This window comes from Pseudomonas izuensis, from assembly GCF_009861505.1.
Taxonomy (GTDB): domain Bacteria; phylum Pseudomonadota; class Gammaproteobacteria; order Pseudomonadales; family Pseudomonadaceae; genus Aquipseudomonas; species Aquipseudomonas izuensis.
This window is the reverse complement of the sequence record NZ_WTFT01000004.1, coordinates 340,503-364,398: the sequence shown is the minus strand read 5'-3', so window position 1 is coordinate 364,398 and position 23,896 is coordinate 340,503. Positions and strand designations below refer to the sequence as shown.

Annotated in this window: 23 protein-coding genes; 10 read left to right on the top strand and 13 right to left on the bottom strand. The window is 59.9% G+C overall.

Annotation, left to right across the window (positions count from 1 at the left end; genetic code table 11):
• Window positions 1-221 precede the first annotated feature (221 nt).
• Together GPL81_RS04670 and GPL81_RS04665 are read right to left on the bottom strand one after the other, a co-directional pair.
• A complete protein-coding gene (locus GPL81_RS04670) occupies window positions 222-605 on the bottom strand; it encodes a PaaI family thioesterase (protein WP_160105375.1) in 384 nt (127 codons plus the stop codon).
• On the bottom strand, window positions 605-2,929 hold the full coding sequence (locus GPL81_RS04665; RefSeq protein ID WP_160105374.1) for a Tex family protein: 2,325 nt from the start codon (window positions 2,927-2,929) through the stop codon (window positions 605-607). Before GPL81_RS04665 ends, GPL81_RS04670 begins: the two co-directional genes overlap by 1 nt.
• A gap of 363 nt (window positions 2,930-3,292) precedes the next feature.
• Here GPL81_RS04665 and ompR point away from each other — a divergent pair, with 363 nt between their 5' ends.
• Entirely contained in the window at window positions 3,293-4,033 is a 741-nt protein-coding gene (gene ompR, locus GPL81_RS04660) for an osmolarity response regulator transcription factor OmpR (RefSeq protein WP_096513915.1), read from the top strand.
• Between the two features lie 113 nt (window positions 4,034-4,146).
• Complete coding sequence (locus GPL81_RS04655; protein WP_096513914.1) at window positions 4,147-5,460, top strand: ATP-binding protein; 1,314 nt, start codon at window positions 4,147-4,149, stop codon at window positions 5,458-5,460.
• A 155-nt stretch (window positions 5,461-5,615) separates the two neighbouring features.
• Here the strand turns inward: GPL81_RS04655 and rimK are convergent, their stop codons facing one another.
• Together rimK and rimB are read right to left on the bottom strand one after the other, a co-directional pair.
• Complete coding sequence (gene rimK, locus GPL81_RS04650) at window positions 5,616-6,521, bottom strand: 30S ribosomal protein S6--L-glutamate ligase (protein WP_020795792.1); 906 nt, start codon at window positions 6,519-6,521, stop codon at window positions 5,616-5,618.
• Window positions 6,518-6,997 carry a retropepsin-like aspartic endopeptidase RimB gene (gene rimB / locus GPL81_RS04645; protein ID WP_095192378.1) on the bottom strand — a complete coding sequence of 160 codons (480 nt, stop codon included), beginning with the start codon at window positions 6,995-6,997 and terminating at the stop codon, window positions 6,518-6,520. Before rimB ends, rimK begins: the two co-directional genes overlap by 4 nt.
• Window positions 6,998-7,212: 215 nt before the next feature.
• Between rimB and GPL81_RS04640 the strand changes: the two genes are divergently transcribed.
• The 3 genes from GPL81_RS04640 to GPL81_RS04630 all read left to right on the top strand — a co-directional run bounded on the left by GPL81_RS04640 (window position 7,213) and on the right by GPL81_RS04630 (window position 10,533).
• Entirely contained in the window at window positions 7,213-7,617 is a 405-nt protein-coding gene (locus GPL81_RS04640; protein ID WP_160105373.1) for an RNA-binding S4 domain-containing protein, read from the top strand.
• Between the two features lie 292 nt (window positions 7,618-7,909).
• Window positions 7,910-8,812 (top strand): Hsp33 family molecular chaperone HslO, encoded by a 903-nt coding sequence (gene hslO, locus GPL81_RS04635; RefSeq protein ID WP_160105372.1) that lies wholly within the window; start codon window positions 7,910-7,912, stop codon window positions 8,810-8,812.
• A gap of 179 nt (window positions 8,813-8,991) precedes the next feature.
• Entirely contained in the window at window positions 8,992-10,533 is a 1,542-nt protein-coding gene (locus GPL81_RS04630; RefSeq protein WP_096513911.1) for a phosphoenolpyruvate carboxykinase, read from the top strand.
• Window positions 10,534-10,593: 60 nt separating this feature from the next.
• Here the strand turns inward: GPL81_RS04630 and GPL81_RS04625 are convergent, their stop codons facing one another.
• From GPL81_RS04625 to GPL81_RS04610, 4 genes are all read right to left on the bottom strand, one after another.
• Window positions 10,594-11,448 carry a DMT family transporter gene (locus GPL81_RS04625; protein ID WP_160105526.1) on the bottom strand — a complete coding sequence of 285 codons (855 nt, stop codon included), beginning with the start codon at window positions 11,446-11,448 and terminating at the stop codon, window positions 10,594-10,596.
• A gap of 43 nt (window positions 11,449-11,491) precedes the next feature.
• A complete protein-coding gene (locus tag GPL81_RS04620) occupies window positions 11,492-11,845 on the bottom strand; it encodes a DUF1493 family protein (RefSeq protein ID WP_160105371.1) in 354 nt (117 codons plus the stop codon).
• A 241-nt stretch (window positions 11,846-12,086) separates the two neighbouring features.
• The gene (locus GPL81_RS04615; protein WP_160105370.1) at window positions 12,087-12,383 is read right to left on the bottom strand and encodes a hypothetical protein; all 297 of its coding nucleotides are present in this window, start codon (window positions 12,381-12,383) and stop codon (window positions 12,087-12,089) included.
• 262 nt (window positions 12,384-12,645) lie between these two features.
• Window positions 12,646-12,936: a hypothetical protein gene (locus tag GPL81_RS04610; protein WP_160105369.1), complete on the bottom strand. Its 291-nt coding sequence runs from the start codon at window positions 12,934-12,936 to the stop codon at window positions 12,646-12,648.
• 549 nt (window positions 12,937-13,485) lie between these two features.
• Here GPL81_RS04610 and GPL81_RS04605 point away from each other — a divergent pair.
• Together GPL81_RS04605 and GPL81_RS04600 are read left to right on the top strand one after the other, a co-directional pair.
• Window positions 13,486-15,420: a RecQ family ATP-dependent DNA helicase gene (locus GPL81_RS04605; protein WP_160105368.1), complete on the top strand. Its 1,935-nt coding sequence runs from the start codon at window positions 13,486-13,488 to the stop codon at window positions 15,418-15,420.
• Between the two features lie 106 nt (window positions 15,421-15,526).
• Window positions 15,527-15,958, top strand: a complete 432-nt coding sequence (locus GPL81_RS04600; protein ID WP_372237726.1) for an acyl-CoA thioesterase — start codon at window positions 15,527-15,529, stop codon at window positions 15,956-15,958.
• Window positions 15,959-16,021: 63 nt separating this feature from the next.
• Here GPL81_RS04600 and GPL81_RS04595 read toward each other — a convergent pair whose 3' ends face one another.
• The 4 genes from GPL81_RS04595 to GPL81_RS04580 form a co-directional block, all read right to left on the bottom strand.
• Window positions 16,022-16,507, bottom strand: a complete 486-nt coding sequence (locus tag GPL81_RS04595; RefSeq protein WP_160105367.1) for a glycine zipper domain-containing protein — start codon at window positions 16,505-16,507, stop codon at window positions 16,022-16,024.
• Window positions 16,508-16,866: 359 nt separating this feature from the next.
• Complete coding sequence (locus GPL81_RS04590; RefSeq protein WP_160105366.1) at window positions 16,867-19,215, bottom strand: FdhF/YdeP family oxidoreductase; 2,349 nt, start codon at window positions 19,213-19,215, stop codon at window positions 16,867-16,869.
• Window positions 19,212-20,051 carry a formate dehydrogenase accessory sulfurtransferase FdhD gene (fdhD, locus tag GPL81_RS04585; protein WP_096513905.1) on the bottom strand — a complete coding sequence of 280 codons (840 nt, stop codon included), beginning with the start codon at window positions 20,049-20,051 and terminating at the stop codon, window positions 19,212-19,214. Before fdhD ends, GPL81_RS04590 begins: the two co-directional genes overlap by 4 nt.
• 92 nt (window positions 20,052-20,143) lie before the next feature.
• Window positions 20,144-21,031 carry a LysR family transcriptional regulator gene (locus GPL81_RS04580; RefSeq protein ID WP_160105365.1) on the bottom strand — a complete coding sequence of 296 codons (888 nt, stop codon included), beginning with the start codon at window positions 21,029-21,031 and terminating at the stop codon, window positions 20,144-20,146.
• A gap of 136 nt (window positions 21,032-21,167) precedes the next feature.
• Between GPL81_RS04580 and lysM the strand changes: the two genes are divergently transcribed.
• Window positions 21,168-21,608: a peptidoglycan-binding protein LysM gene (gene lysM, locus GPL81_RS04575; protein ID WP_160105364.1), complete on the top strand. Its 441-nt coding sequence runs from the start codon at window positions 21,168-21,170 to the stop codon at window positions 21,606-21,608.
• 110 nt (window positions 21,609-21,718) lie between these two features.
• Here the strand turns inward: lysM and yrfG are convergent, their stop codons facing one another.
• Entirely contained in the window at window positions 21,719-22,381 is a 663-nt protein-coding gene (gene yrfG / locus GPL81_RS04570) for a GMP/IMP nucleotidase (protein WP_160105363.1), read from the bottom strand.
• A 92-nt stretch (window positions 22,382-22,473) separates the two neighbouring features.
• Here yrfG and nudE point away from each other — a divergent pair, with 92 nt between their 5' ends.
• Together nudE and cysQ are read left to right on the top strand one after the other, a co-directional pair.
• Complete coding sequence (gene nudE / locus GPL81_RS04565; RefSeq protein ID WP_096513901.1) at window positions 22,474-23,040, top strand: ADP compounds hydrolase NudE; 567 nt, start codon at window positions 22,474-22,476, stop codon at window positions 23,038-23,040.
• A complete protein-coding gene (gene cysQ, locus GPL81_RS04560; protein WP_160105362.1) occupies window positions 23,037-23,864 on the top strand; it encodes a 3'(2'),5'-bisphosphate nucleotidase CysQ in 828 nt (275 codons plus the stop codon). The genes nudE and cysQ overlap by 4 nt, the downstream gene beginning before the upstream one ends.
• The last annotated feature ends 32 nt before the right edge of the window (window positions 23,865-23,896 follow it).

Below are 23,896 nucleotides of genomic sequence, written 5' to 3'. Positions count from 1 at the left end.
GTCTACAAGGGTGAAGTTGAAACTGGCGTTTTCGCCTGGTTTTTGTCGCCGATTGATCAAAAACTGCACAGATCCCCTGTAGGAGCGAGCCTGCTCGCGATGGACCCAAGGACACCGCTGGGTGTCAGGCTTCCAGCGTCATCGTTGACACCCATCGCGAGCAGGCTCGCTCCTACAGGGAAGGCATAGCGCCGAAATTACCTCAAATTGATGGCGACTAGCTACAGGACAGCGAACGTGCCTTGTGCTTTTGCGACCAGTTTGTCGCCTTGCACCACATCGGCCTCGACCACCAGCGTGCGGCGGCCCGGATGGATCACCCGCGCCGTGCACATCACCTCGCCGTCGGCGACGGCGCGGATGTAGTTGATCTTGCACTCGATGGTCGCGCTCTGCTGGTCAAAGCCGTGGGTGCTGGAGCAGGCCAGTCCCATGGCAATGTCCACAAGGCTGAACAACGCCCCGCCGTGCAGTTTGCCGGCGCGATTGCGCAGTTCCGGTTCCAGCACCAGGGCGACTTGCGCCACCCCGGTTTCGAGGCTGTGCAAGCGGCAGCCCAGCAGCTTGAAGAACGCGCTTTCGGTATACCCGGCAGGGATCTGCATCAACGTTTCTTCAACTGCTTGGCGTTGGCGAACAGCGACGCCATGGCGTTGTTGCTCGGAGCCGCCGCCGTACTCTCCTTGCGCGGTGCAGTGTTCTGGGATTGGCGTGGCGCCGACCCCGGACGCGCGCCACGGGCACCATCGATTTTCTCGCCCGGGGTGTCGCTCATGCGCATCGACAGGCCCACGCGTTTTCGCGGGATGTCGACTTCCATGACCTTCACTTTCACCACGTCGCCGGCTTTCACCGCTTCGCGAGGATCCTTGATGAACTTCTCCGAAAGTGCAGAGATATGCACCAAACCGTCCTGATGAACGCCGATATCAACGAACGCGCCGAAGTTGGTCACGTTGGTTACCACGCCTTCGAGGATCATGCCCAGTTCAAGGTCCTTGAGATCTTCGACACCTTCCTGGAACTCGGCGGTCTTGAACTCTGGACGCGGGTCGCGGCCGGGCTTTTCAAGCTCTTGCAGAATGTCGGTAACAGTCGGCAGGCCGAATGTTTCATCGGTGTACTTCTTCGGGTCGAGACGCTTGAGGAACGCGGCGTCACCGATCAGCGAGCGGATATCACGGTCGGTCTCGGCGGCGATGCGCTGAACCAGCGGATAGGCTTCCGGGTGCACCGCGGACGAGTCCAGCGGGTTCTCGCCGTTCATGACACGCAGGAATCCGGCGGCCTGTTCGAAGGTTTTTTCACCCAGGCGTGCGACTTTCTTCAGCGCGGCACGGGTTTTGAATGCGCCGTGCTCGTCGCGATGGCTGACGATGTTCTGCGCGAGGGTCGCGTTGAGGCCGGAGATTCGCGCCAGCAGCGCCACGGAAGCGGTGTTCACGTCCACGCCAACGGCGTTCACGCAGTCTTCGACCACGGCATCCAGGCCGCGGGCCAGTTTCAGCTGCGACACATCGTGCTGGTACTGGCCGACGCCGATGGATTTCGGATCGATCTTCACCAGTTCCGCCAGTGGATCCTGCAGGCGACGAGCGATGGATACCGCGCCGCGGATCGACACGTCGAGGTCCGGGAATTCCTTGGAAGCCAATTCCGACGCCGAGTAAACCGATGCGCCGGCCTCGGAGACCATGACTTTGGTCATCTTCATGGCCGGGTATTTCTTGATCAGCTCGGCGGCCAGTTTGTCGGTTTCACGGCTGGCGGTGCCATTGCCGATGGCGATCAGGTCCACCGAGTGCTTGGCGCACAGCGCCGCGAGAATCGCGAGGGTCTGGTCCCACTTGTTGTGTGGCACGTGCGGGTAAACCGTGGCGTGATCCAGCAGCTTGCCGGTGGAGTCGACCACGGCGACCTTGCAGCCGGTGCGCAGGCCCGGGTCGAGACCCAGGGTGGCACGCGGGCCGGCCGGGGCCGACAGCAGCAAGTCGTGCAGGTTGTGCGCGAATACGTTGATCGCTTCGGTTTCCGCGCCGTCGCGCAGTTCGCCCAGCAGGTCGGTTTCCAGGTGGGTGTAGAGCTTGACCTTCCAGGTCCAGCGCACCACTTCGCCCAGCCATTTGTCGGCTGGACGGTTCTGGTTCTGAATGCCGAATTGCTGGCCGATCATGCCTTCGCATGGGTGCATGGTGCCCGGCAGTTCATCACCGACTTTCAGCGCGGAGCTGAGAATGCCTTCATTACGGCCACGGAAAATTGCCAGGGCACGGTGCGAGGGCATGCTTTTGAGCGGTTCGTCGTGTTCGAAATAGTCGCGGAACTTGGCGCCTTCCTCTTCCTTGCCGGCGATCACGCGGGCACTGAGGGTGGCTTCCTGCTTGAGGAAGTTGCGCAGCTTGTCCAGGAGGCCGGCGTCTTCGGCGAAGCGCTCCATCAGGATGTATTTGGCGCCTTCGAGGGCGGCCTTCACGTCGGCTACGCCTTTCTCGGCGTTGACGAAGCGTGCGGCTTCGGCGTCTGGCGTCAGGCCCGGGTCGTTGAACAGGCCGTCGGCCAGCTCGCCGAGGCCGGCTTCCAGGGCAATCTGGCCCTTGGTGCGGCGCTTCTGCTTGTACGGCAGATACAGGTCTTCGAGGCGGGTCTTGGTGTCGGCGAGCTTGATATCGCGTTCGAGTTGCGGGGTCAGCTTGCCTTGCTCCTGGATGCTGGCGAGGATGCTGATGCGCCGTTCGTCGAGTTCTCGCAGGTAGCGCAGACGCTCTTCCAGATGACGCAATTGCGTGTCATCGAGGCTGCCGGTCACTTCTTTTCGGTAACGGGCGATGAAGGGAACGGTAGAGCCTTCATCGAGTAGCGCGACGGCCGCTTCGACCTGTTGTGGGCGTACGCCGAGTTCCTCGGCGATGCGGCTGTTGATGCTGTCCATAAAACCACCTGACAAATTGTGAAAGCAGGCTCGCAGGCGCAGGGATTAGGGCCCGGCGAGTCTGGTTGAGCGGCCTGGCCTGCGCCGCTACCTGGATCAAAAGGTATCCCGTTGACCCGTGAAATCGAACAATTACTGCCGGCGCCATGAAAATAAAATGCGCTCACCCGGCGTAACGATCAGACGTTGCCTGACACAAAAGGCCGCGCATTATAACCAGCGTTCCGCCCTTCGGGGGGGGATCGCAGTCTGTAGGCAAAATGCCCGGTTTTCTGGCGGTGAAGGAAAAATCTGCTAACAATGCACACGGTGCGTATATCGGCAGCTACGCCATAATGCGCGCCGAGATCAAAGGAGCATCCAATGAGCAGCACTGCAAACATTGCTGAAGGCGAAAAAATTCTTATTGTTGACGACGATCCTGGGCTCAGCAGCCTGTTGGAGCGTTTTTTCGTCAGCAAGGGCTATCGCGCCCGCGCCGTACCGAATACCGAGCAGATGGACCGCCTGCTGGCGCGTGAAGTGTTCAACCTGGTCGTCCTCGACCTGATGCTGCCCGGCGAAGACGGCCTGACCGCGTGCCGCCGTCTGCGCAGCGCGAACAATCAGATCCCGATCATCATGCTGACCGCCAAGGGCGACGAGCTGAGCCGAATCAAGGGCCTTGAACTGGGCGCCGACGATTACCTGGCCAAGCCGTTCAACCCGGACGAGCTGATGGCGCGCGTCAAAGCCGTTCTGCGCCGTCAGTCGGCTCCGGTGCCGGGCGCACCGGGTAGCGAAGACGAAAGCGTGACGTTCGGTGACTACGAACTGTCCCTGGCCACCCGCGAACTCAAGCGCGGTGAAGAAGTGCACATGCTCACCACCGGTGAGTTCGCGGTACTCAAGGCGCTGGTGATGAACGCCCGTCAGCCGCTGACTCGCGACAAACTGATGAACCTGGCCCGTGGTCGCGAATGGGATGCCCTCGAGCGCTCCATCGACGTGCAGATTTCTCGTCTGCGCCGCATGATCGAGCCCGATCCGTCCAAGCCACGCTATATCCAGACTGTCTGGGGTGTGGGTTATGTGTTCGTTCCGGATGGCACCGCCACCAAGTGATCGGTGATTTGCAGGAGCGGGTCGCGCGGGTAACGGTCAATTGACCCTGCCCGCAGACTCGTGACCTGCAATATGCGAGCATCCCTCGCTCCTGCAGTGTGTAGCGGTTACCCATGAAAACCCCGGTTTGGTTCCCCCAGAGTTTCTTCTCCCGCACCCTTTGGCTGGTGCTGATCGTCGTTCTGTTTTCCAAGGCGCTGACCCTGGTTTATCTGTTGATGAACGAGGACGTGCTGGTGGATCGTCAATACAGTCACGGCGTCGCACTGACGTTGCGTGCTTATTGGGCAGCCGACGAGAACAACCGCGACAAGATTGCCGAAGCCGCGACCCTGATCCGGGTGGTGGGGGCCGGCGTGCCGGAAGGCGAACAGCACTGGCCATACAGCGAAATCTATCAGCGGCAGATGCAGGCTGAACTGGGTGCCGACACCGAGGTGCGATTACGCATGCACTCGCCACCGGCGCTGTGGGTCCGGGCGCCAAGCCTGGGCGACGGTTGGTTGAAAGTGCCGCTGTATCCGCATCCGCTGCGCGGTCAGAAAATCTGGAATGTACTTGGCTGGTTCCTGGCCATTGGCTTGCTGTCTACCGCCTCGGCGTGGATCTTCGTCAGCCAGCTCAACCAACCCTTGAAACGTCTGGTCTACGCTGCGCGACAACTCGGCCAGGGTCGTAGCGTGCGCCTGCCGATCAGCGATACCCCGAGTGAAATGACCGAGGTGTATCGCGCCTTCAACCAGATGGCCGAAGACGTCGAACAGGCCGGTCGCGAGCGTGAACTGATGCTGGCCGGGGTGTCCCATGACCTGCGTACGCCGCTGACCCGCTTGCGGTTGTCCCTGGAGCTGATGGGCGATCGCAGCGACCTGACGGATGACATGGTCCGCGATATCGAAGACATGGACGCGATTCTCGACCAGTTCCTGGCGTTTATCCGCGATGGCCGTGACGAGTCGGTGGAGGAGGTGGACCTGAGCGACCTGGTCCGCGAAGTCGCTGCGCCCTACAACCAGGGCGAAGAGAAAGTGCGCTTGCGCCTGGAACCGATCCAGCCGTTTCCGTTACGCCGGGTGTCGATGAAGCGGCTGTTGAACAACCTGATCGGCAACGCGCTGCATCACGCCGGCAGCGGGGTCGAAGTGGCTGCGTACGTGTCCGGTGATACCAGCGCGCCCTACGTGGTGCTGAGCGTCATGGATCGTGGTGCCGGGATCGATGCATCGGAACTGGAAGCGATATTCAACCCCTTCACCCGTGGCGACCGCGCCCGTGGCGGCAAGGGCACCGGGTTGGGGCTGGCGATTGTGAAGCGGATTGCTTCGATGCATGGCGGGAATGTTGAGTTGCGCAACCGTGAGGGCGGCGGGCTGGAAGCGCGGGTAAGGTTGCCGTTGGGGTTGATGCTGCCTCGGGATGCGGTTTAAAGACTGGAATTTGCAGTGGGGCTGAGGGCCCCTTCGCGGGCAAGCCCGCTCCCACAGGTGTTTCTGGTGCCCACAAGATCTGTGTTCACTGAGGAACCCTGTGGGAGCGGGCTTGCCCGCGAAGGCGGCCTCCTTGCCGCCGCAAAGATTGAGATTTAACCCTTGCCCTTGGTCCGGGTCATATTCGGCCCGCCATTCTTCTCCAGATGCTCGATGATGATCCCCGCCACATTTTTGCTGGTGGTGGTCTCGATCCCTTCAAGTCCCGGTGACGAGTTCACTTCCATCACCAGTGGCCCGTGATTGGAGCGCAGGATATCCACACCCGCGACTGCGAGACCCATGACCTTCGCTGCTCGCAATGCCGTCATGCGTTCTTCCGGCGTGATCTTGATCAGGCTGGCGCTACCACCACGATGAAGGTTGGAGCGGAACTCGCCGGGTTTGGCCTGGCGTTTCATCGCTGCAATCACCTTGTCGCCCACCACGAAGCAGCGAATATCCGCACCGCCTGCCTCCTTGATGTACTCCTGAACCATGATGTTCTGCTTGAGGCCCATGAACGCCTCGATCACCGATTCCGCTGCCGTGGCGGTTTCGCACAGCACCACGCCGATGCCTTGGGTGCCTTCCAGCACCTTGATCACCAGCGGTGCGCCGTTGACCATTTCGATCAGGTCGGGAATGTCGTCCGGCGAGTGGGCAAACCCGGTGACCGGCAAGCCGATCCCACGGCGCGACAGTAATTGCAGCGAGCGCAACTTGTCCCTGGAGCGGGCAATGGCCACCGATTCGTTAAGTGGAAAAACCCCCATCATTTCGAATTGGCGCAACACCGCACAGCCATAAAAGGTGACCGACGCACCAATACGCGGGATCACCGCGTCGAAACCCTCCAGCGGCTTGCCGCGGTAGTGGATCTGCGGCTTGTGGCTGGCGATGTTCATGTAGGCGCGCAGGGTATCGACCACCACCATTTCATGGCCGCGTTCGGTACCGGCTTCGACCAGGCGACGGGTGGAATACAGACGCGGGTTCCGCGACAGCACAGCGATCTTCATGCAACACCTGTGGAGAGGGTAGATACCGGGAACACCGGCTTGTCTTGTACATATTTAATGCCCGGATTGACCACCAGCTGGCCGTCGATCAGGGCTTTGGAGCCGAGTAACAGGCGATAACGCATGGACTTGCGGCAGGCCAGCGTGAACTGAACCCGCCAGACCCGATCACCGAGGGCCAGGGTGGTGCTGATCACGTATCGCACCTGCGCGTGACCGTTAGAGCTTTTAATGGTTTTCATCGTCACCAGCGGCGCTTCGCAGCGGCGGTGACGTAATTGCACTACCGTGCCCAGGTGCGCAGTGAAGCGCACCCACTGCTCGCCGTCGCGGTCGAACGTCTCGATGTCCGTGGCATGCAGGCTGGAGGTGCTGGCACCGGTGTCGATTTTTGCCCGAAGGCCAGCGACTCCCAGATCAGGAAGCGCCACCCACTCGCGCAGACCGACAACGGTCAAATGGTCAAATGTCTTCAAAATTGCTCAACCGGTAGAAACCGCGGTGGCCGCAGGCGGCCGAATTCGCGGTATTCACGCAGAATAATGATTAAAAGGCGACAGATATCTACGGCCCGGATTTCCAGCTTCGCAATGAGGTTATGGAATGTCAGCATTGTAATCCGGGACGACGTAATTCTTGGTACGAGAGAACGGTAGTACAGTTCACCAATATTTCAGAACGAGGAAATCCCATGGCACAAAAAAACGAAGAGGACGATAAAGTCCGTCTCGATAAATGGTTGTGGGCCGCACGGTTTTACAAAACCCGCGCCTTGGCCAAAGCGGCCATTGAAAGCGGCAAGGTGCATTGCCGGGGTGAACGTTGCAAACCAGGCAAGGAACCACGCATTGGCGATGAGTTCGTGATTCGCACCGGCTTCGATGAGCGTACGGTGGTGGTCCAGGCGCTGTCGATTGTGCGCCGTGGCGCCCCGGAAGCGCAGACCCTGTACGCTGAAACCGAAGCCAGCATCGCCAAGCGCGAGAATGCAGCGGCCGAGCGCAAGGCGGGTGCCCTGGGTGTGAGCACCGATGGCAAACCGAGCAAAAAACAACGGCGAGATCTGTTCAAATTTCGCGGTAGCAGCAACGACTGACCGGCTGCGACTGGCCAGGCGAATCGCAGTCTCTGATCGGGACAGACTTGTAATTCCCCGAATGAGCAACCATATCGGGAGATTCGCCAATGGCGCATCGAGCGGTTGAACAGCCACTCGTCGAAAATCACCACAGTCTGCGGGCCATGAGCCATAACCAGAGAGCTGGCGCCGTCAGAGGCCTGTTCCTAAAATGCCGGACATGACCAGGCATTTGCGCACTCAAGGGTGTTGCCAATGCGTGATTTTCACCGTTGAAACCCTATTGTTACCCATTCAGATACCCAGACTTATGACCGACCTACCGGATTCCGACTTCACTCAACGCTTCATCTTCGATGACAGCGACACCCGTGGCGAGATGGTCTCGCTGGAGCTCAGCTACGCCGAAGTCCTGGCCAAACACGCCTATCCGGAGCCAGTCGCGCAACTGCTCGGCGAGCTGATGGCGGCCGCGGCGTTGCTGGTCGGCACATTGAAGTTCGATGGGTTGCTGATTCTTCAGGCCCGCTCCGAAGGCCCGATCCCATTGCTGATGATCGAATGCTCCAGCGATCGCGACATCCGTGGCCTGGCCCGTTACGAGGCGGACCGGATTGCCCCCGACGCCACCCTCGCCGATTTGATGCCGGATGGCTCGTTGACACTGACCATCGACCCGAGACAGGGCCAGCGTTACCAGGGCGTGGTCGATCTTGACGGTGAAACGCTGTCCGACTGTTTCACCAACTACTTCGTCATGTCCCAGCAGATTGGCACGCGTATCAAGCTTTGCGCCGATGGCCGTCGCGCCCGGGGCATGCTGCTGCAGCAATTGCCTGCCGACCGCTTGAAAGACGAAGAAGAACGCGCCGCCAACTGGCAGCACCTCACCGCACTGGCCGGAACGCTGACCGCCGATGAGCTGTTGAGCCTGGACAACGAAACCGTGCTGCACCGCCTCTACCACGAAGAGCAGGTGCGTCTGTTCGACGTGCAGAAACTGCGCTTCCGCTGCAGCTGCTCACGCGAACGTTCGGCCAATGCTCTGGTCAGTCTGGGGATGGAAGACGCACAAAATCTGGTGGTAGAACATGGCGGCAAGATCGAAATCGACTGCCAGTTCTGCAACCAGCAATACCTGTTCGACGCCGCCGATGTCACTCAATTGTTCGCCGGTGCGGGTGTCGATACACCGTCAGATACCCGGCACTAAAACGGTTCAGCGCAGGTAAATTCACTGGTTAGTGCCGGAATAACGCCGTTACGACGGGAGGGCCCTACTCTTTTTGGGCTTTTCTGGCATAATCCGGGCCACTTTTTTCGCGGTAGTAGTGCACGACTTTCTACTACAAAACGTTTGGAGCACTCGGCCACTGGCCGACGGGGAACCTCATGACGCAAGCCAATAACGCCGTGTACACCGATCTGAGTGTTGATGATCTGGTTAAAGAAGCCCTCAACCGCGGTGAAGGCGAGCTTGCCGATACCGGCGCACTGGTTGTTCGTACCGGTCACCGTACCGGCCGTTCGCCAGTCGATCGTTTCATCGTTGAAGAGCCGTCCACCCAGGCCGCTATCGCCTGGGGCCCGATCAACCGCAAGTTCCCGGCCGACAAGTTCGATGCCCTGTGGGCTCGCGTCGAGGCCTTCAACAACGCGCAAGAGCATTTCGTTTCCCACGTCCACGTAGGTGCCGCCTCCGAGCACTACCTGGCTGTGAAGATGACCACCCAGACTGCCTGGCAGAACCTGTTCGGCCGCTGCCTGTTCATCAACCCGGCCCAGTACAACCCGGCGGGTCGTGAAGAGTGGCAGGTCCTCAACGTTGCCAACTTCGAGTGCGTACCAGAACGTGACGGCACGAACTCCGATGGCTGCGTGATCCTCAACTTCGCCCAGAAGAAAGTGCTGATCGCCGGCATGCGTTACGCCGGTGAAATGAAGAAGGCCATGTTCTCGGTGCAGAACTTCCTGCTGCCGGCTGCTGATGTGCTGCCAATGCACTGCGCCGCCAACATCGGCGAAGAAGGCGACGTGACCCTGTTCTTCGGCTTGTCCGGTACCGGCAAGACCACCCTGTCCGCCGATGAAAGCCGTTACCTGATCGGTGACGACGAGCACGGCTGGGGCGAAGGCGTTGTCTTCAACATCGAAGGCGGTTGCTACGCCAAGTGCATCGACCTGTCCGAGAAGAACGAGCCGGTCATTTGGAAAGCCATCAAGCACGGCGCGGTCCTGGAAAACGTCGTTATCGATGACGCCAAGCACGCCGACTACGCTGATGTCAGCCTGACCCAGAACAGCCGCGCCGCCTACCCGCTGGAGCACGTTGCCAAGCGTTCCGAGAAGAACCTCGGTGGCGAGCCAAACGCCGTGATCTTCCTGACGTGCGACCTGACCGGCGTGCTGCCGCCAGTGTCGATCCTCAACGAAGAACAAGCGGCCTACCACTTCCTGTCCGGCTACACCGCTCTGGTGGGCTCGACTGAAATGGGTTCGGGCAGCGGCATCAAGTCGACCTTCTCCACCTGCTTCGGCGCACCGTTCTTCCCGCGTCCGGCTGGCGAATACGCTGAACTGCTGATCAAGCGCATCCGCGGCTTCGGCTCCAAGGTTTACCTGGTCAACACCGGCTGGACCGGCGGTGGCTATGGCGTCGGCAAGCGCTTCAACATCCCGACCACCCGTTCCGTGATCGCAGCGATCCAGAGCGGTGCCCTGATCGGTGCCGAGACCGAGCACCTGGACACCATCAACCTCGACGTGCCGCTGGCCGTACCGGGCGTTGAGACTGGGCTGCTGAACCCGCGCAACACCTGGGCCGACAAAGCCGCCTACGACGAAGCCGCCAAAGCACTGGCCGGCCTGTTCATCGAGAACTTCAAGAAGTTCGAAGTGAGCGACGCGATCAAGGCTGCGGGTCCAAAGTTGTAAGGGTTGGTTTGAAGCAATGAAAAAGCCGCCCTTCGGGGCGGCTTTTTTGTGCGCGACGTTTCAGGTTTTCAGGTGCAGCACAAACGCTCCGACCAACACCAGCACAACCCCCAGCACCTGTACTCTCCCCAGCCGTTCCTTGAAAAATACATACCCCAGAATCGCCGCAATCCCACCCGACAATGTGCTGATCACCGTCACCACCGAAACCGAACCCGCCACCGCGCCCCAGGCGAATGACGAGAAACCACCGAGGTTCATCAGGCTCGCGCCGGTCAACGTCAGGCAATTTTTCAACGGCGGGATTTTCAGACCGTCGTCGATCCTGAGGACGATCACCACCAACACAATCAGACCCACCAGGTAAGCCAGCCAAAGCATCGTCACCGGCCCGAGTATTGGCAGGACGAAGCGGCCTTGCAGCCAGAAACTGGCGCCGTAGAACACTGCCGCCAGCAGCGCGTAGGCGATGGAACTGCTCGCTTGAGTGGTGTGTGGCACTTTCGGGTCGGAGTGAATGCTGGAGAGGACCACGCCGATCACGCACAACGCGATACACAACCACTGGAGCGGGCTGATCTGTTCTCCGCCGGCCCAGGACAGCAGTGTCGTCACCACGCCGTAAGAGGTCACCAGCGGCGCCACAATCGAGGCTTTGCCGAGGGCGAAGGCCTTGGACAGCGCCAAGGCGCCAGACACGGTCAATACGGCGGCGGCGACACCGATCAGCCAGGTTTCGAGCGGCACGGCCATGGACCGCAGAATGACGACAGGGAAGGCGATCAGCAGCAGGCTCATGATGCTGAAGCCCAGCGCCTGGCCGAAGAAAACGGCGCGTTTGACGCCTACGGCGCGGGCATTCAAACCCACCAGAAAATCCGTGCCGCCCCAAAGCAGGGCAGCCAGCAAACCCATCAGAACGTCCACGCAATGTCCTTATTGTGATACGCCGGGGACGTTAAAGGCCTTCAAGCTCCCGGGTGTCCCAGCGTTGAGCCTTGATAGCTCGGTAGAGCATGCCGATGGTCAATGGTTCCTTGTCGCCGCGACCCTTGGCTTTGCGCTTCAGGAACACATCGTAGCCTTCGGGCTGGAAATAGCGATAACTGTCGTAATCCACGAAATCGATGGCGAACTGGTGTTCAAGGGTTTCGATCAAGTGTTGCGCATCGGCGCCGTTGCAGCCGAGGTCGAAATTGATCGAGGTGGTGAGGTGGATGGTTTTGCGTTCGGGGAGGCCGATTTCTTCGTGTAGCAACTGTAGGAGCAGCTGCATGGTGGAGTCGTTGGGGAAGTTGGGGGCGAGGTTCATTACGGGGTATCCAGAGGCGGCTGGGGTAGAGCTTATTGGTCGTCGGTCATGAATGGAAGGCCGGCGTCCCTCTCGTAAAATCTCATTCACCTCTTGCACGCTTTCCATTAGCTCATCAAAAAACTTGCTCATGGTTATCTCCAGTGCTTGATGACGGTTTTCGATTCGTTGCGTTTACCGGGGGCCGTTTTCGTTGCCTGATCGTTCCCAAGCAAAGAATGGGAACGATCGTCCATTGATGTCAGGCTGGGGCTTTCCAGCTAATCATGCGTTGCTGGGCAACTTTGAGCAGGTCACAGCCGTCCTGGGTCAGGAGATAGAGTGCGTGGGTGATGTGGGGAATATCTTCGACGTCACCGTCCTTGAACCCTTGGCAGTGCAAGGTCTGGAGGAGTTCGCTGGAGGCTCGGATGCGCTGGAGGGCGGCTTCGAGGATGTCTTGGGGGTTGGCTTCTGTGTCGATTATCAAGGGAGCAGTATCGGTGAGGTTGCTTTGGAGTGGACGGTAGCGATTTGGAAATGGATTTAGCGTGGTCACTGAAGAACACCTCGATTTAGATGGGAATGTGAGATCTCATTGTTCTCGGGTGACCAAACCCGGGCCGCTGATATGGCAGCGACAGTCCGGACTATAGGTGTGAGTCTCCAGGCTGTGATAGCCGACAAGTTGTCTTCTTTTGTAGGACCGTGCCGAAGCTTTAATAGGGCGATCCTTACAGACTTTGCTTCTTCGTGATGGGCTTCAGGTCGACCGCGTTATCGTTCTTCGCGAGCAGGCTCGCTCCCACAGGGGAATATGGTCAGCCGGTGGCTTTTGGCAGGCGCTGCCGGGCGATGTCGAGCAGGTCGTTGCCGTCCTGGGTGAGCAGGTATAGGGCGCTGACGATGTTGGGGATGTCGCTGGCGTCGGCTTGTTTGAAGCACAGGCAGTACAAGGTTTCGAGCAGGTCGCTAGCGGCGCGGATGCGTTGGCGGGCGGCGTCGAGGATCTCGAAGGGATCGGCCTCGGTGTCGATGAGCAGTACGGCGGTTTCGCTGTAGCTGGATTTGAGCGGGCGGTAGCGGTCGGTCAATGGGTCGGGGGTGTTCATTGAGTGGGTCCTGAGTTGGATCGGCAAGTGTTCCCGGCAGGCCGAGACAATGCTTTCAGCCGCGCCGGAGACTATAGAAGGCTGTGTTGTTGCGCGACAAGACGGCGGAGATGGACAGGTTTTGTAGGGCTTTTGTCGAATTTTGAGGAAGGGGACTACGCGTCGGTGGAGGTTTTTTGCCGCGTAACTGCCAATGGTAAAAATGCCTACGAGGTTGTTAGTGAGTGCGCGGTGGGTCTCGGTTGACGGTGCTTCAGAAGCCGTAGGTCGTTTCGAGTCTTTCGGTGATAGTGCTGGTCTCTTCGCGAGTAGGCTCGCTCTTACAAGGGATCTGCGTCGTGCACAAATTTTGTATTCAGTGAGGACTATCTGTAGGAGCGAGCCTGCTCGCGAAAGCGATCTGCCAGTCAGCCCATCTTCCAAGCCTTGCCATCCCGCCAAGCCATCCGCTGTATCATCCCGTATCGTTTTTGCCCCCGACCTTTTCTCGACTCGCTGCAATCGCCGGCTAGGCTTTGCTCTTCGCAGCGGTCAACGGAGTGACAGCTTATGCACAACACCCTGGAACAGGTTTTCGGTTATCCACAGTTTCGACCCGGTCAGGAGAGAGCGATCAGCGCGGTGCTGGCCGGGCGTTCAGCGGCGGCGATTTTCCCCACCGGCTCCGGAAAATCCCTGTGCTATCAGCTATCGGCGGTCATGCTGCCGCACCTGACGCTGGTGGTCTCGCCACTGTTGGCGTTGATGCAGGATCAGTTGGCGTTCCTGCAACGCCACGGCATCGCAGCGGGCAGTATCGATTCGGCGCAGAGCCGCGATGACGCCAGCGATGTCATGGCCCGCGCCAAGTCCGGCGAATTGAAAATTTTGATGATTTCCGTGGAGCGCCTGAAGAACGAACGCTTCCGAAATTTTTTGCAGCAGGTGCCGATCTCGCTGCTGGTGGTGGACGAGGCGCACTGCATTTCGGAGTGGGGCCACAACTTCCGCCCGGATTACCTCAAGCTCCCGGACTACCAGCGTGAGTTCAAAATCCCTCAGGTTCTGCTGCTGACGGCCACCGCGACGCCAAAAGTAATTGCCGACATGCAGGCCAAATTCGCCATTGCTGCCGAGGATGTAGTGACCACCGGTTTCTACCGGCCGAACCTCAATCTATGGGTCGAGCCAGTGCGTGGGCAGGACAAACGCCGACGCCTCGTCGAATGGATGGGCGAGCGCCCCGGCCAGCCGAGCATCGTCTACGTCACCCTGCAAAAAACCGCCGAACAGATCGCCGAGCACTTGAGCCGCAACGGTATTCAGGCCGAGGCCTATCACGCCGGCTTACCCCACGATCAGCGCGATGGCATCCAGAAACGCTTCATGGCCGGGCAGTCCAATTGCATCGTCGCCACCATCGCGTTCGGCATGGGTATCGACAAGAGCGACATCCGCAACGTGGTGCATTTCGACCTGCCCAAATCCATAGAGAACTACAGTCAGGAAATCGGCCGTGCCGGGCGCGACGGGCAACCGTCCGACTGCCTGGTCCTGGCCAACCGCGACAGCCTCAACGTGCTGGAAAATTTCGTCTACGGCGATACGCCTGAGCGCGATGGCATACGCCGTGTGCTCGACGAGCTTCAAGCTTGTGCGCCTGAAGGGCAGTGGGAATTTCTGCTGGGGCCGCTGGCGGACAACAGCAACATTCGGCAACTCCCGCTCAAGACCTTGTTGGTGCAATTGGAGTTGCGCGCAATCATCGCCCCGCGTTATGCCTACTACGCTGAGTACCGTTTCAAATATTTGCTGGAACCTGAGGAACTGCTGGCCCGTTTCGAAGGCGAGCGCAGGGACTTCGTCGCGGCGATCATCCAGACCTCCAGCCGTGCGCGGACCTGGGCCACGGTGAATTTCGAGGCGTTATACGAGCAACATCAGGCCGAGCGCAACCGGGTGGTCAAGGCGCTCGATTACTTTCAGGAGAAGGGGTGGGTGGAGCTTGAAAGCAAGCTGATGACAGAGGTCTACAGCCTGCTGCAGTCGGGCTTTGACAGCGCCGCTTTGAGTGAGGAGCTGTATGCCTACTTCGTTCGTCATGAGCAAACCGAAATCGCACGCATCCACGCCATGCTCGATTTGTTCGCCACCGACCATTGCCTGGGCTATCGCCTGGCCGAGTACTTCGGTGACGAAAATGCGCCCCGACAGTGTGGGCATTGTTCGGTATGCCATGGGCAAGTGGCGCGCCTGCCAGAGCCTCCGGCATTACCGGGCCTTGGGGATAAAAGTTTCGAGGCCTTGTGCGGCAACTTTATCCACAGGCATGAGCAACACACCGGCAGTTTGCCTTCAGCCGAACGCGTGACACGGTTTCTTTGCGGGATCAGCGTGCCGCTGTTCACCAGGCTCAAGGTGCGGACGATTTCCGGGTATGCGGCGTTGGAGGATTATCCGTATGCCGAGGTACGCACGTGGGCCGAACAGCATTTAGCGGGCTGAAATCCGATCAATGTAGGCGCGACGGTGCGGCGATCCGACTTGCTCGCGATGGGCGCAACGCGGTTTGCGCAATAAACTGGCCATTCAATCTCAGGAACCGACACTGATGTCCAACCCGATGCCCCTACGCACCGACTACCCGCATTTCCAACCCATCACCACCCGTTGGCATGACAACGACGCCTACGGTCACGTCAACAACGTTACCTACTACAGCTTTTTCGATACGGCAGTGAACACCTACCTGATCGAAGTCGGCGGCCTGGATATCCATGATGGTGAGGTAGTGGGTTTCGTGGTGAGTTCGGCGTGCGATTATTTTGCTTCCATCGCGTTCCCGGACCGGATCGAAATCGGGCTGCGGGTGGGCAAGCTGGGCAACAGCTCAGTGCAATATGAATTGGCGGTGTTCAAGCAGGGCGAAGACGAGGCCTGTGCAGCGGGGCGCTTTGTGCATGTGTTTGTTGACCGTGCGTCGAACCAGCCGGTGGCGATTCCCAGCGGGTTGCGTGGGGCTTTGGAACGTTTGGTGGTTTAGAGCGGGCAAAAAAATCGCAGCCCGAGGGCTGCGATTTTTTAGCTGTGCGCGATACCGTTATGGTTAGTCGCGGTGGCGCCAGTATTTGTGGTGCTTGTGGTGGCCATAGTGGTGGCCACGGTCATGACGATAGTCGTCACGGTAGTAGCGACGGCCGCCACGACGACCATCATCGTCGTCTTCATCATCGGCCTTGGTGCCCATGTAGTTACCCAGCGCGCCACCGGCGCCGCCGCCTGCCGCGGAGCCGATCAGGCTGCCGGTGGTGCCGCCCATGCTGCGGCCGACCACGTTACCGCCTGCTGCGCCCAGCGCACCACCAATGGCGGCTTCGCCACGGCTGTGTTTGTTTGCGCCGACTGCGCTACCACCCGCGCCACCCAGGGCTGCGCCGATGGTTGAACCGGTATTGCCGCCAAGTGACTGGCCGACGACTGAGCCTAAAACCCCGCCCAATGCGCCGCCCACACCTGCTTCGGTGTTGCCGCCAGCGGACGCCATGCCACTGACCAGGCCAAGGGACAACAAGAGAATCGAGGAGAACTTCATGGGGGAACCTCAAGGGGATGACGGCGCGATCCTGAGGCTCTGGAATGGGCGTGACAATCGAAATCCGACGAGTAACACGACTTGAGCACATTTCTATAAGTTGCTGTTTTTTGGGCGGAACTTAAGTGTTTTTCGCCGGTCTTTAGCTACTTCGGAATGGCCGTTTTTGTGAAAAAACGGCTTTTTTTGTGGGCGTTTGGAAATGTTTTAACAGTGCCATTACATGAGGTACTTCGTCCGACGCCATCGCGAGCAGGCTCGCTCCCACAGTGGATCTTGGTCGAACACAAATACTGTGTTCACTGAAGAACTAATGTGGGAGCGAGCCTGCTCGCGAAGAGGCCAAACCGGATGCCGCGTTAAGCCGATTTAGCGAGGATCAACCCACTCTCACTTGCCGCTTCCAGCCGGATCGCCACGAACTTCGACGTCGGTGTATGGCTGCCATCCCCGGTGCTTTCCAGCGGTATCAGCGGATTCACTTCCGGATAGTACGCGGCTGCTTGCCCGGCCGGGATATCAAACGCCAGCAGTGTGAAGCCTTTCACCCGACGCTCGACGCCATCGTCCCAGATCGACACGATGTCGGCCTTCTGCCCGGGCTTGAAGCCCAGGCGAATGATGTCGGCTTCGTTGACGAATATCACATCACGCTGACCTTTGACCCCACGATAACGATCGTTGAGACCATAGATGGTGGTGTTGTACTGATCGTGGGAGCGCATCGATTGCATGATCAGGTCCGGCAGCACACCGGTGGCGCGGGTGCGTTCGTGCACCAGGTCCTTGGGCAGTGCGTTCGGGCGGAAATTGGCCCGGCCTGACGCGGTGTTCCACTGGCGAGCGCCGGCACTGTTGCCCAGGTAAAAACCGCCCGGGTTCTTGAGCTTTTCGTTGAAGTCCTTGAAGCCGGGAATGGTGTCGGCAATCAGGTCGCGGATGCGGCGGTAGTCAGCCACCAGCCAGTTCCAGTCGACCGGGTGGCTGCCCAGGGTGGCTGCGGCGATACCGGCAAGAATCGCCGGCTCCGAGCGCATCTGGTTCGACAGCGGCTCCAACTGGCCGTTGGAGGCGTGGACCATGCTGAACGAATCTTCGACGGTCACCGCTTGAGGGCCTTCGGTTTGCCGGTCGATATCGGTCCGGCCCAGGCATGGCAGGATCAACGCGTCCTTACCGTGGGCCAGATGGCTGCGGTTGAGCTTGGTGCTGATCTGCACAGTCAGGTCGCAATTGCTCAGGGCCTGGAAGGTTCGTGGGCTATCAGGGGTGGCCTGGGCGAAGTTGCCGCCGAGGGCGATGAACACTTTTGCCCAACCTTCGGCCATGGCGTGGATCGCCTCGACCACGTTGTGACCGTTTTCACGGGGGACCTTGAACTGGAAGCGACGCTCCAGCGCATCGAGGAACGCCACCGGCGGACGTTCGTTGATGCCCATGGTCCGGTCGCCCTGCACGTTACTGTGACCACGTACCGGGCACAGGCCCGCGCCCGGCCGGCCGATGTTGCCGCGCAGCAGTTGCAGGTTGGCGATTTCCTGGATGGTCGCCACCGAGTGGCGATGCTGGGTGATGCCCATGGCCCAGCACATGATGACGTTCTTGCTCTTGGCGTACATGCTTGCCGCTTGCTCGATCTCGACCAGGGTCAGGCCCGATTGCTCGACGATCTGCTCCCACGAGGTCTGGTCGATCACGGCCAGGTAATCCAGCACGTTGACACTGTGTTCGTTGAGGAAGGCGTGATCGAACACCGCCGGGGCGCCTGCCTTCTGCGCGTCACGCTCCCATTGCAGCAGGAACTTCGCCATGCCGCGCATCACCGCCATGTCACCGCCCAGTGCGGGACGGAAGTAGGCGGTGTTGGTGGGCTTGTCACCGTTGGTGAGCATTTCGATCGGATGCTGCGGGTGCTGGAAACGTTCCAGGCCCCGTTCTTTGAGTGGGTTGATGCACACCACTTGCGCGCCGCGTTTGACGGCTTCACGCAGCGGCTCGAGCATCCGTGGGTGGTTGGTGCCGGGGTTCTGGCCCCAGACGAAAATCGCATCGGCGTGCTCGAAGTCATCGAAGGTCACGGTGCCTTTGCCGACGCCAACACTCTGCGACAACGCAACACCGCTGGCCTCGTGGCACATGTTCGAGCAGTCGGGGAAGTTGTTGGTGCCATAGGCGCGCACGAACAATTGATAGAGGAACGCCGCTTCGTTACTCGCTCGTCCCGAGGTGTAGAACTCGGCCTGATCCGGGCTCGACAAACCGCGCAGATGCTTGGCGATCAAGGCAAAGGCATCGTCCCAACTGATGGGCTGGTAGCGATCGGTTTCGGTGTTGTACACCAGCGGCTCGGTCAGGCGGCCCTGATATTCAAGCCAGTAGTCACTCTGCTCCAGCAACGAGGTAACACTGTGTTTGGCGAAGAACTTGCCATCGACACGCCGTTTGGTCGCTTCCCAGTTCACCGCTTTGGCGCCGTTCTCGCAGAACGCCACCATGCCGCCTTCCAGCGAATCACCCCAGGCGCAACCCGGGCAGTCAAAGCCGCCGTTCTTGTTGGTCTTGAGCATCATGCGCAGGTTCTTCAGCGCGTTGTCACTGGTCAACCAGGCGTGGGCGACACTGATCAGGGCGCCCCAGCCACCGGCTGCGCCTTTGTAGGGCTTGTAGCGGGGGACGGGTGTCTGGTCGGCTTGACGATGTTGACTCACGCTTGATTCTCCAAAGCCGGGCTGTAGACCCGCGGCGCATTCTTTTGTGGCAGATGGATGAGATTGAGGTTGTGGCGACGGGCCCATTGCACGGCAAGGCCCGTGGGCGAAGACAGGCTGACGAGGGTCTGGATGCCGGCGCGTAAAACTTTCTGGATCAGTTCGAGGCTGCAACGGCTGGTGACGATCACCAGTCCGCCAGTGGTCGGGATGTTGCGACGGATCAATCCGCCGATCAGCTTGTCGAGGGCGTTGTGCCGGCCGATGTCTTCACGACCCAGCAACAACTCACCTTTGTCATTCATGAACACCGCCGCATGCACCGCGCCGCTGTACTGGCCCAGCGGCTGGAACGCGCCGATACGCTGGCGCAGGCCGTCGAGCCACTCGGCAGGCGGCAGTGGCGCCCCGGGCAACACCTTGAGGTCCGGCAGCGCTTGCTCGACCGCTTCCACGCCGCAAAGCCCGCAACCGCTGGTGCCGGCCAGTTGTCGACGTTGCTGCTTGAGGTTCCAGAACGCGCGGTTGGCGATGGTCACTTGCGCATATTGCGCCGACCCCGAACCGCTGAGTTGCAGGTCATAGATATCCGTGGCGTCCTGGATAATGCCGCTGCCCAGGCTGAATCCGACGATAAAGTCTTCCAGGTCCGTAGGTGTGATCAGCATGACCGCCTGGCTGATGCCGTTATAGGCAATCGCCAACGCCACTTCCTCGGCCAGCGCGGTGCTGTCCGATTCGGAGCATTCAAGGTTGCTGTAGCTGTAGGTCTGGCTGGCAGCAGGCGCAGGCGTTTCGAGGGCAGGCGCCTCGCAGGCAGGGCGCTTGGCGTTCATGGCATCACCGACGGATTGATCAGCTTTAAGACTAGGCGCGTCAACTTGTCGCGTCTAATCGCTAATACTGATCTACCGATAGATGCCGTCGATCAATTGCCCACCAGCGATTGTTGGAAAATCGCGAAGCACGCCTCTGCCAGCGCCGAACGTGGCGCGCTGCGACGCATGATCAGCCCCAGCCGGCCAAGGGTCTGGGCGTTTTCGATCGGCTGTAGACGCAAATGATCAGTCAGGCTTTCCAGACCACCCTCCAGTGGCATCACGGCGCAGCACAAGCCGCCGTGCACAGCTTGTAAGAGTTGATGCACCGCATCGGTCTGCAACAAAGGCTCTGGGGTGAGGCCACGGCTGTGGAAGTTATGGTCGATGGATTGGCGGAAATGCATGCCGCTGGTGAGCATGCCCAGCGGTAGCTCGATCAACGATTCCCAACTCAGCGGCTCGTCGCCAAAGGTGAAGAAGCGCTGATCGTAAAGCAGGCCCATGCGGGTTTCGTTGAAGGTGAGTGAGTCGAAGCGTTCGGCATCCAGACGTTCGAGGTACGACACGCCGAGATCCAGGCAATTGTTCGCCAATTGTTCGAGGATTTGCTCCGAGCTCAACGCCGACAATTCGAAGCGCAGGTTCGGGTGCTCTGCGTGCAGGCGCTGCAACAGTGGCAGTGGGTCGAAGCTCGACAGCGGCACCACGCCCAGGCGCAAGGTGCCGACCAGATTGCCGCGACAGGCCGCCGCCTCGGCGTACAAGCCGTCATAGGCTGCCAGCACGGTGCGGGCCCAGGCCAATACCCGTTCCCCTGGCGCGGTGAAGCCCTCGAAGCGTTGTCCTCGATTGACCAGCGGCAGGTCGAGTTCTTCTTCGAGGTTGCGCAGGCGCATGGACAGGGTCGGCTGGGTGATGTGGCAACGCGCGGCGGCCTGGCCGAAATGCCGGGTTTCGTCCAGAGCGATGAGGAATTTCAGCTGCTTGATGTCCATCTTCGCTCCAGGGCGCGGGAATGTGCGGATTCTATCGTTTGGAAGGAAGCGGCGTCATTGGTCGGGTTGGAGCCGTGTTTGGCCACCGTGGTCTAGGCTTTTGCGTCTGGAACCTGAAACCCAAGGAGAACGAACCATGAGTCTTTTGAGCTTTGTGAAAGAAGCAGGCGAAAAACTGCTGGATTTGCTGACGCCGGGAAATGCGAATGCCAGCGAGCAGTTAAAGGAACACATCAGCAAGGTCGGCCTGGGTAATCCGAACGTGCAGGCGACGGTCGATGGCGACAAAGTCACCGTGACGGGTGACGTGGCAAGCCAGGAAGAAAAAGAAAAGATCCTGCTGGCCGTGGGCAACATTGCCGGTGTTGGTAGCGTGGATGATCAAATCACCGTGACCGGCCCAGTAGCCGTGGCAGCGAAATTTGTCGTCGTTGAGAAGGGCGACACCCTCAGCGCCATTTCGCTGCGTGTGTATGGCAATGCCAATCTGTACAACAAAATCTTCGAGGCCAACAAACCGATGCTCAAGGATGTGAACAAGATTTATCCTGGGCAGTCGTTGCGCATTCCCGAGTAGGGCTTGAGATCGCTATCGCGAGCAAGCTTTGCTCCTACGGGTCAGGTATCGTTCGCGTGCTCACCGACACCTGTGGGAGCAAGGCTTGCCCGCGATTGGCGCGACTCGGTCTAGAGCCCGCTTATCAAATCCCGATAATCCCCCACCGCCGCAAACTCCGCCGTGTCCTTCGGCCCTTGGCGGCTGTCCGGTTCGCTCACGGCCAACAGGTGCGCCACGCCAAATTTCCGTGCACTGCGCAGGATCGGCAAGGTGTCGTCGATAAACAGGCTACGCGCCGGGTTGAAGTCGATGTCGGCTTGCAACGCGTCCCAGAATTGCGGGTTTTCCTTGGGAAAACCGTAGTCGTGGGAGCTGATCAAACGTTCGAAGTAGGGCGCAAGTTCGACTTTTTCCAGCTTCAACGATAATGAATCACGGTGAGCGTTGGTGATCAGCACCACGCGTTTACCGGCTCGCTTGATCGCCGCCAGAAAGGTATCTGCGTCCGGACGCAGGGCGATCAGGTGGGCGGTTTCCAGTTTTAGCTCACGCACGGGCAGATTCAGCTCGGCACTCCAGAAATCCAGGCAGTACCACTGCAACTGCCCGGCATGGCGCTCGAACAACGGCTTCAACTCCAGCTCGGCCATGACCCGGCTGACCCCATGCAGTTCGGCGTAGCGCTGGGGCAAGTGCTCCAGCCAGAAATGGTTGTCGAAGTGCAGATCCAACAGCGTGCCGTCCATGTCCAGCAGAACGGTGTCGATGTCGTGCCAGGGCAGCGGGGACATAAAAAACTTCTCCAGCGGTAAAAAAGGTATCCGAGGTAAACATTCAGGATAGGCCGGGTATAGTAACCCGCTAACGCCCAGGAGCCTCTTTCATGCGCCAGAAACCCACCATCCTCGCCCGCGAGATCGTCGCCACCAGCCGTTTGTTCTGCGTGGAGGAGCTGAAATTGCGTTTTTCCAATGGCGTGGAGCGCACCTACGAGCGGTTGGTCGGCAAAGGCGCCGGGTATGGCGCGGTGATGATCGTGGCGATGCTCGATGCGGACCATGCGGTGCTGGTCGAGGAATATTGCGGCGGAACCGATGAATACGAACTGTCGCTGCCCAAAGGCCTGATCGAGCCCGGCGAAGACGTGCTGGCAGCGGCGGAGCGTGAGCTCAAGGAAGAGGCCGGGTTTGGCGCACGGCAGCTTGAACACTTGACGGAATTGTCATTGTCCCCCGGCTACATGAGCCAGAAAATCCAGGTGGTGCTGGCCACCGATCTGTACGAAGAGCGTCTGGAAGGTGACGAGCCGGAGCCGATGGGTCAGGGCAAGGTCAACCTGCGCGAGCTGTCGGCGCTGGCGCAAAACCCGCAATTCACCGAAGGCCGTGCCTTGGCGGCGCTGTATCTGGCTCGTGATCTGCTGACTCAGCGCGGGGTGTTTCTGCCATGAATTTTCCGCACCCCTTGATGGCCCCGGTGGTCGAGCTGGCCTTAAAGGCGGGTGAAGCGATTTTACCGTTCTGGCGCACGGGTACCGCCGTCACCGCCAAGGCTGACGACTCGCCTGTCACCGCCGCTGACCTGGCCGCCCATCACCTGATTCTGGCCGGGCTGACAGCGCTGGACCCGAGCATCCCGGTGCTGTCCGAAGAAGACGCCAACATTCCTCAGGGCGTACGCGCCGGGTGGCAGCGTTGGTGGCTGGTGGACCCGCTGGACGGCACCAAGGAATTCATCTCGGGCAGCGAAGAGTTCACCGTCAACATCGCGCTCATCGAGCAGGGACGCGTGGTATTTGGCGTCGTTTCGATGCCGACCAACGGGCGTTTTTATGTAGGGGGTTGCGGGTTGGGCGCGTGGCGTGGCGACAGGGGTGCCGAGCCGCTGCCGATTCGGGTGCGCGAGGTGCCACCGGCGGGCGCAGCGTTTACGGTGGTCGCCAGTCGCCGCCATTCCAGCCCGGAACAGGAACGTCTGTTGGCCGGATTGAGCGCCAGCCTGGGTGAGCTGGAACTGGCGAATATCGGCAGTTCGCTGAAGTTTTGCCTGCTGGCCGAAGGGGCGGCCGATTGTTATCCGCGCCTGGCGCCGACTTCGCAGTGGGACACGGCGGCAGCGCAAGGTGTGCTGGAAGGGGCGGGCGGTGAGGTGCTGGATCTGAGCGGTGCGCCATTCAGCTATCCGGCGCGGGAGTCGCTGTTGAATGAGTTTTTCCTGGCATTGCCGGCGAAGGCGGCGTGGCGCGAAAAACTTCTGGAACTGGCCCGCTCCTGAATTCGCTATATCTCTGTGGCGAGGGGATTTAT

Bases quoted from the DNA above. Each gene is read 5' to 3' on its own strand.
- GPL81_RS04655 (WP_096513914.1), top strand. From the start codon at position 4,147: ATGAAAACCCCGGTTTGGTTCCCCCAGAGTTTCTTCTCCCGCACCCTT.
- GPL81_RS04610 (WP_160105369.1), bottom strand. From the start codon at position 12,936: ATGAACACCCCCGACCCATTGACCGACCGCTACCGCCCGCTCAAATCC.
- hslO (WP_160105372.1), top strand. From the start codon at position 7,910: ATGACCGACCTACCGGATTCCGACTTCACTCAACGCTTCATCTTCGAT.
- ompR (WP_096513915.1), top strand. From the start codon at position 3,293: ATGAGCAGCACTGCAAACATTGCTGAAGGCGAAAAAATTCTTATTGTT.
- GPL81_RS04580 (WP_160105365.1), bottom strand. From the start codon at position 21,031: ATGGACATCAAGCAGCTGAAATTCCTCATCGCTCTGGACGAAACCCGG.
- GPL81_RS04605 (WP_160105368.1), top strand. From the start codon at position 13,486: ATGCACAACACCCTGGAACAGGTTTTCGGTTATCCACAGTTTCGACCC.
- lysM (WP_160105364.1), top strand. From the start codon at position 21,168: ATGAGTCTTTTGAGCTTTGTGAAAGAAGCAGGCGAAAAACTGCTGGAT.
- GPL81_RS04640 (WP_160105373.1), top strand. From the start codon at position 7,213: ATGGCACAAAAAAACGAAGAGGACGATAAAGTCCGTCTCGATAAATGG.
- GPL81_RS04630 (WP_096513911.1), top strand. From the start codon at position 8,992: ATGACGCAAGCCAATAACGCCGTGTACACCGATCTGAGTGTTGATGAT.
- GPL81_RS04600 (WP_372237726.1), top strand. From the start codon at position 15,527: ATGTCCAACCCGATGCCCCTACGCACCGACTACCCGCATTTCCAACCC.
- rimK (WP_020795792.1), bottom strand. From the start codon at position 6,521: ATGAAGATCGCTGTGCTGTCGCGGAACCCGCGTCTGTATTCCACCCGT.
- GPL81_RS04625 (WP_160105526.1), bottom strand. From the start codon at position 11,448: ATGGGTTTGCTGGCTGCCCTGCTTTGGGGCGGCACGGATTTTCTGGTG.
- fdhD (WP_096513905.1), bottom strand. From the start codon at position 20,051: ATGAACGCCAAGCGCCCTGCCTGCGAGGCGCCTGCCCTCGAAACGCCT.
- nudE (WP_096513901.1), top strand. From the start codon at position 22,474: ATGCGCCAGAAACCCACCATCCTCGCCCGCGAGATCGTCGCCACCAGC.
- GPL81_RS04665 (WP_160105374.1), bottom strand. From the start codon at position 2,929: ATGGACAGCATCAACAGCCGCATCGCCGAGGAACTCGGCGTACGCCCA.
- GPL81_RS04595 (WP_160105367.1), bottom strand. From the start codon at position 16,507: ATGAAGTTCTCCTCGATTCTCTTGTTGTCCCTTGGCCTGGTCAGTGGC.
- GPL81_RS04670 (WP_160105375.1), bottom strand. From the start codon at position 605: ATGCAGATCCCTGCCGGGTATACCGAAAGCGCGTTCTTCAAGCTGCTG.
- cysQ (WP_160105362.1), top strand. From the start codon at position 23,037: ATGAATTTTCCGCACCCCTTGATGGCCCCGGTGGTCGAGCTGGCCTTA.
- GPL81_RS04620 (WP_160105371.1), bottom strand. From the start codon at position 11,845: ATGAACCTCGCCCCCAACTTCCCCAACGACTCCACCATGCAGCTGCTC.
- yrfG (WP_160105363.1), bottom strand. From the start codon at position 22,381: ATGTCCCCGCTGCCCTGGCACGACATCGACACCGTTCTGCTGGACATG.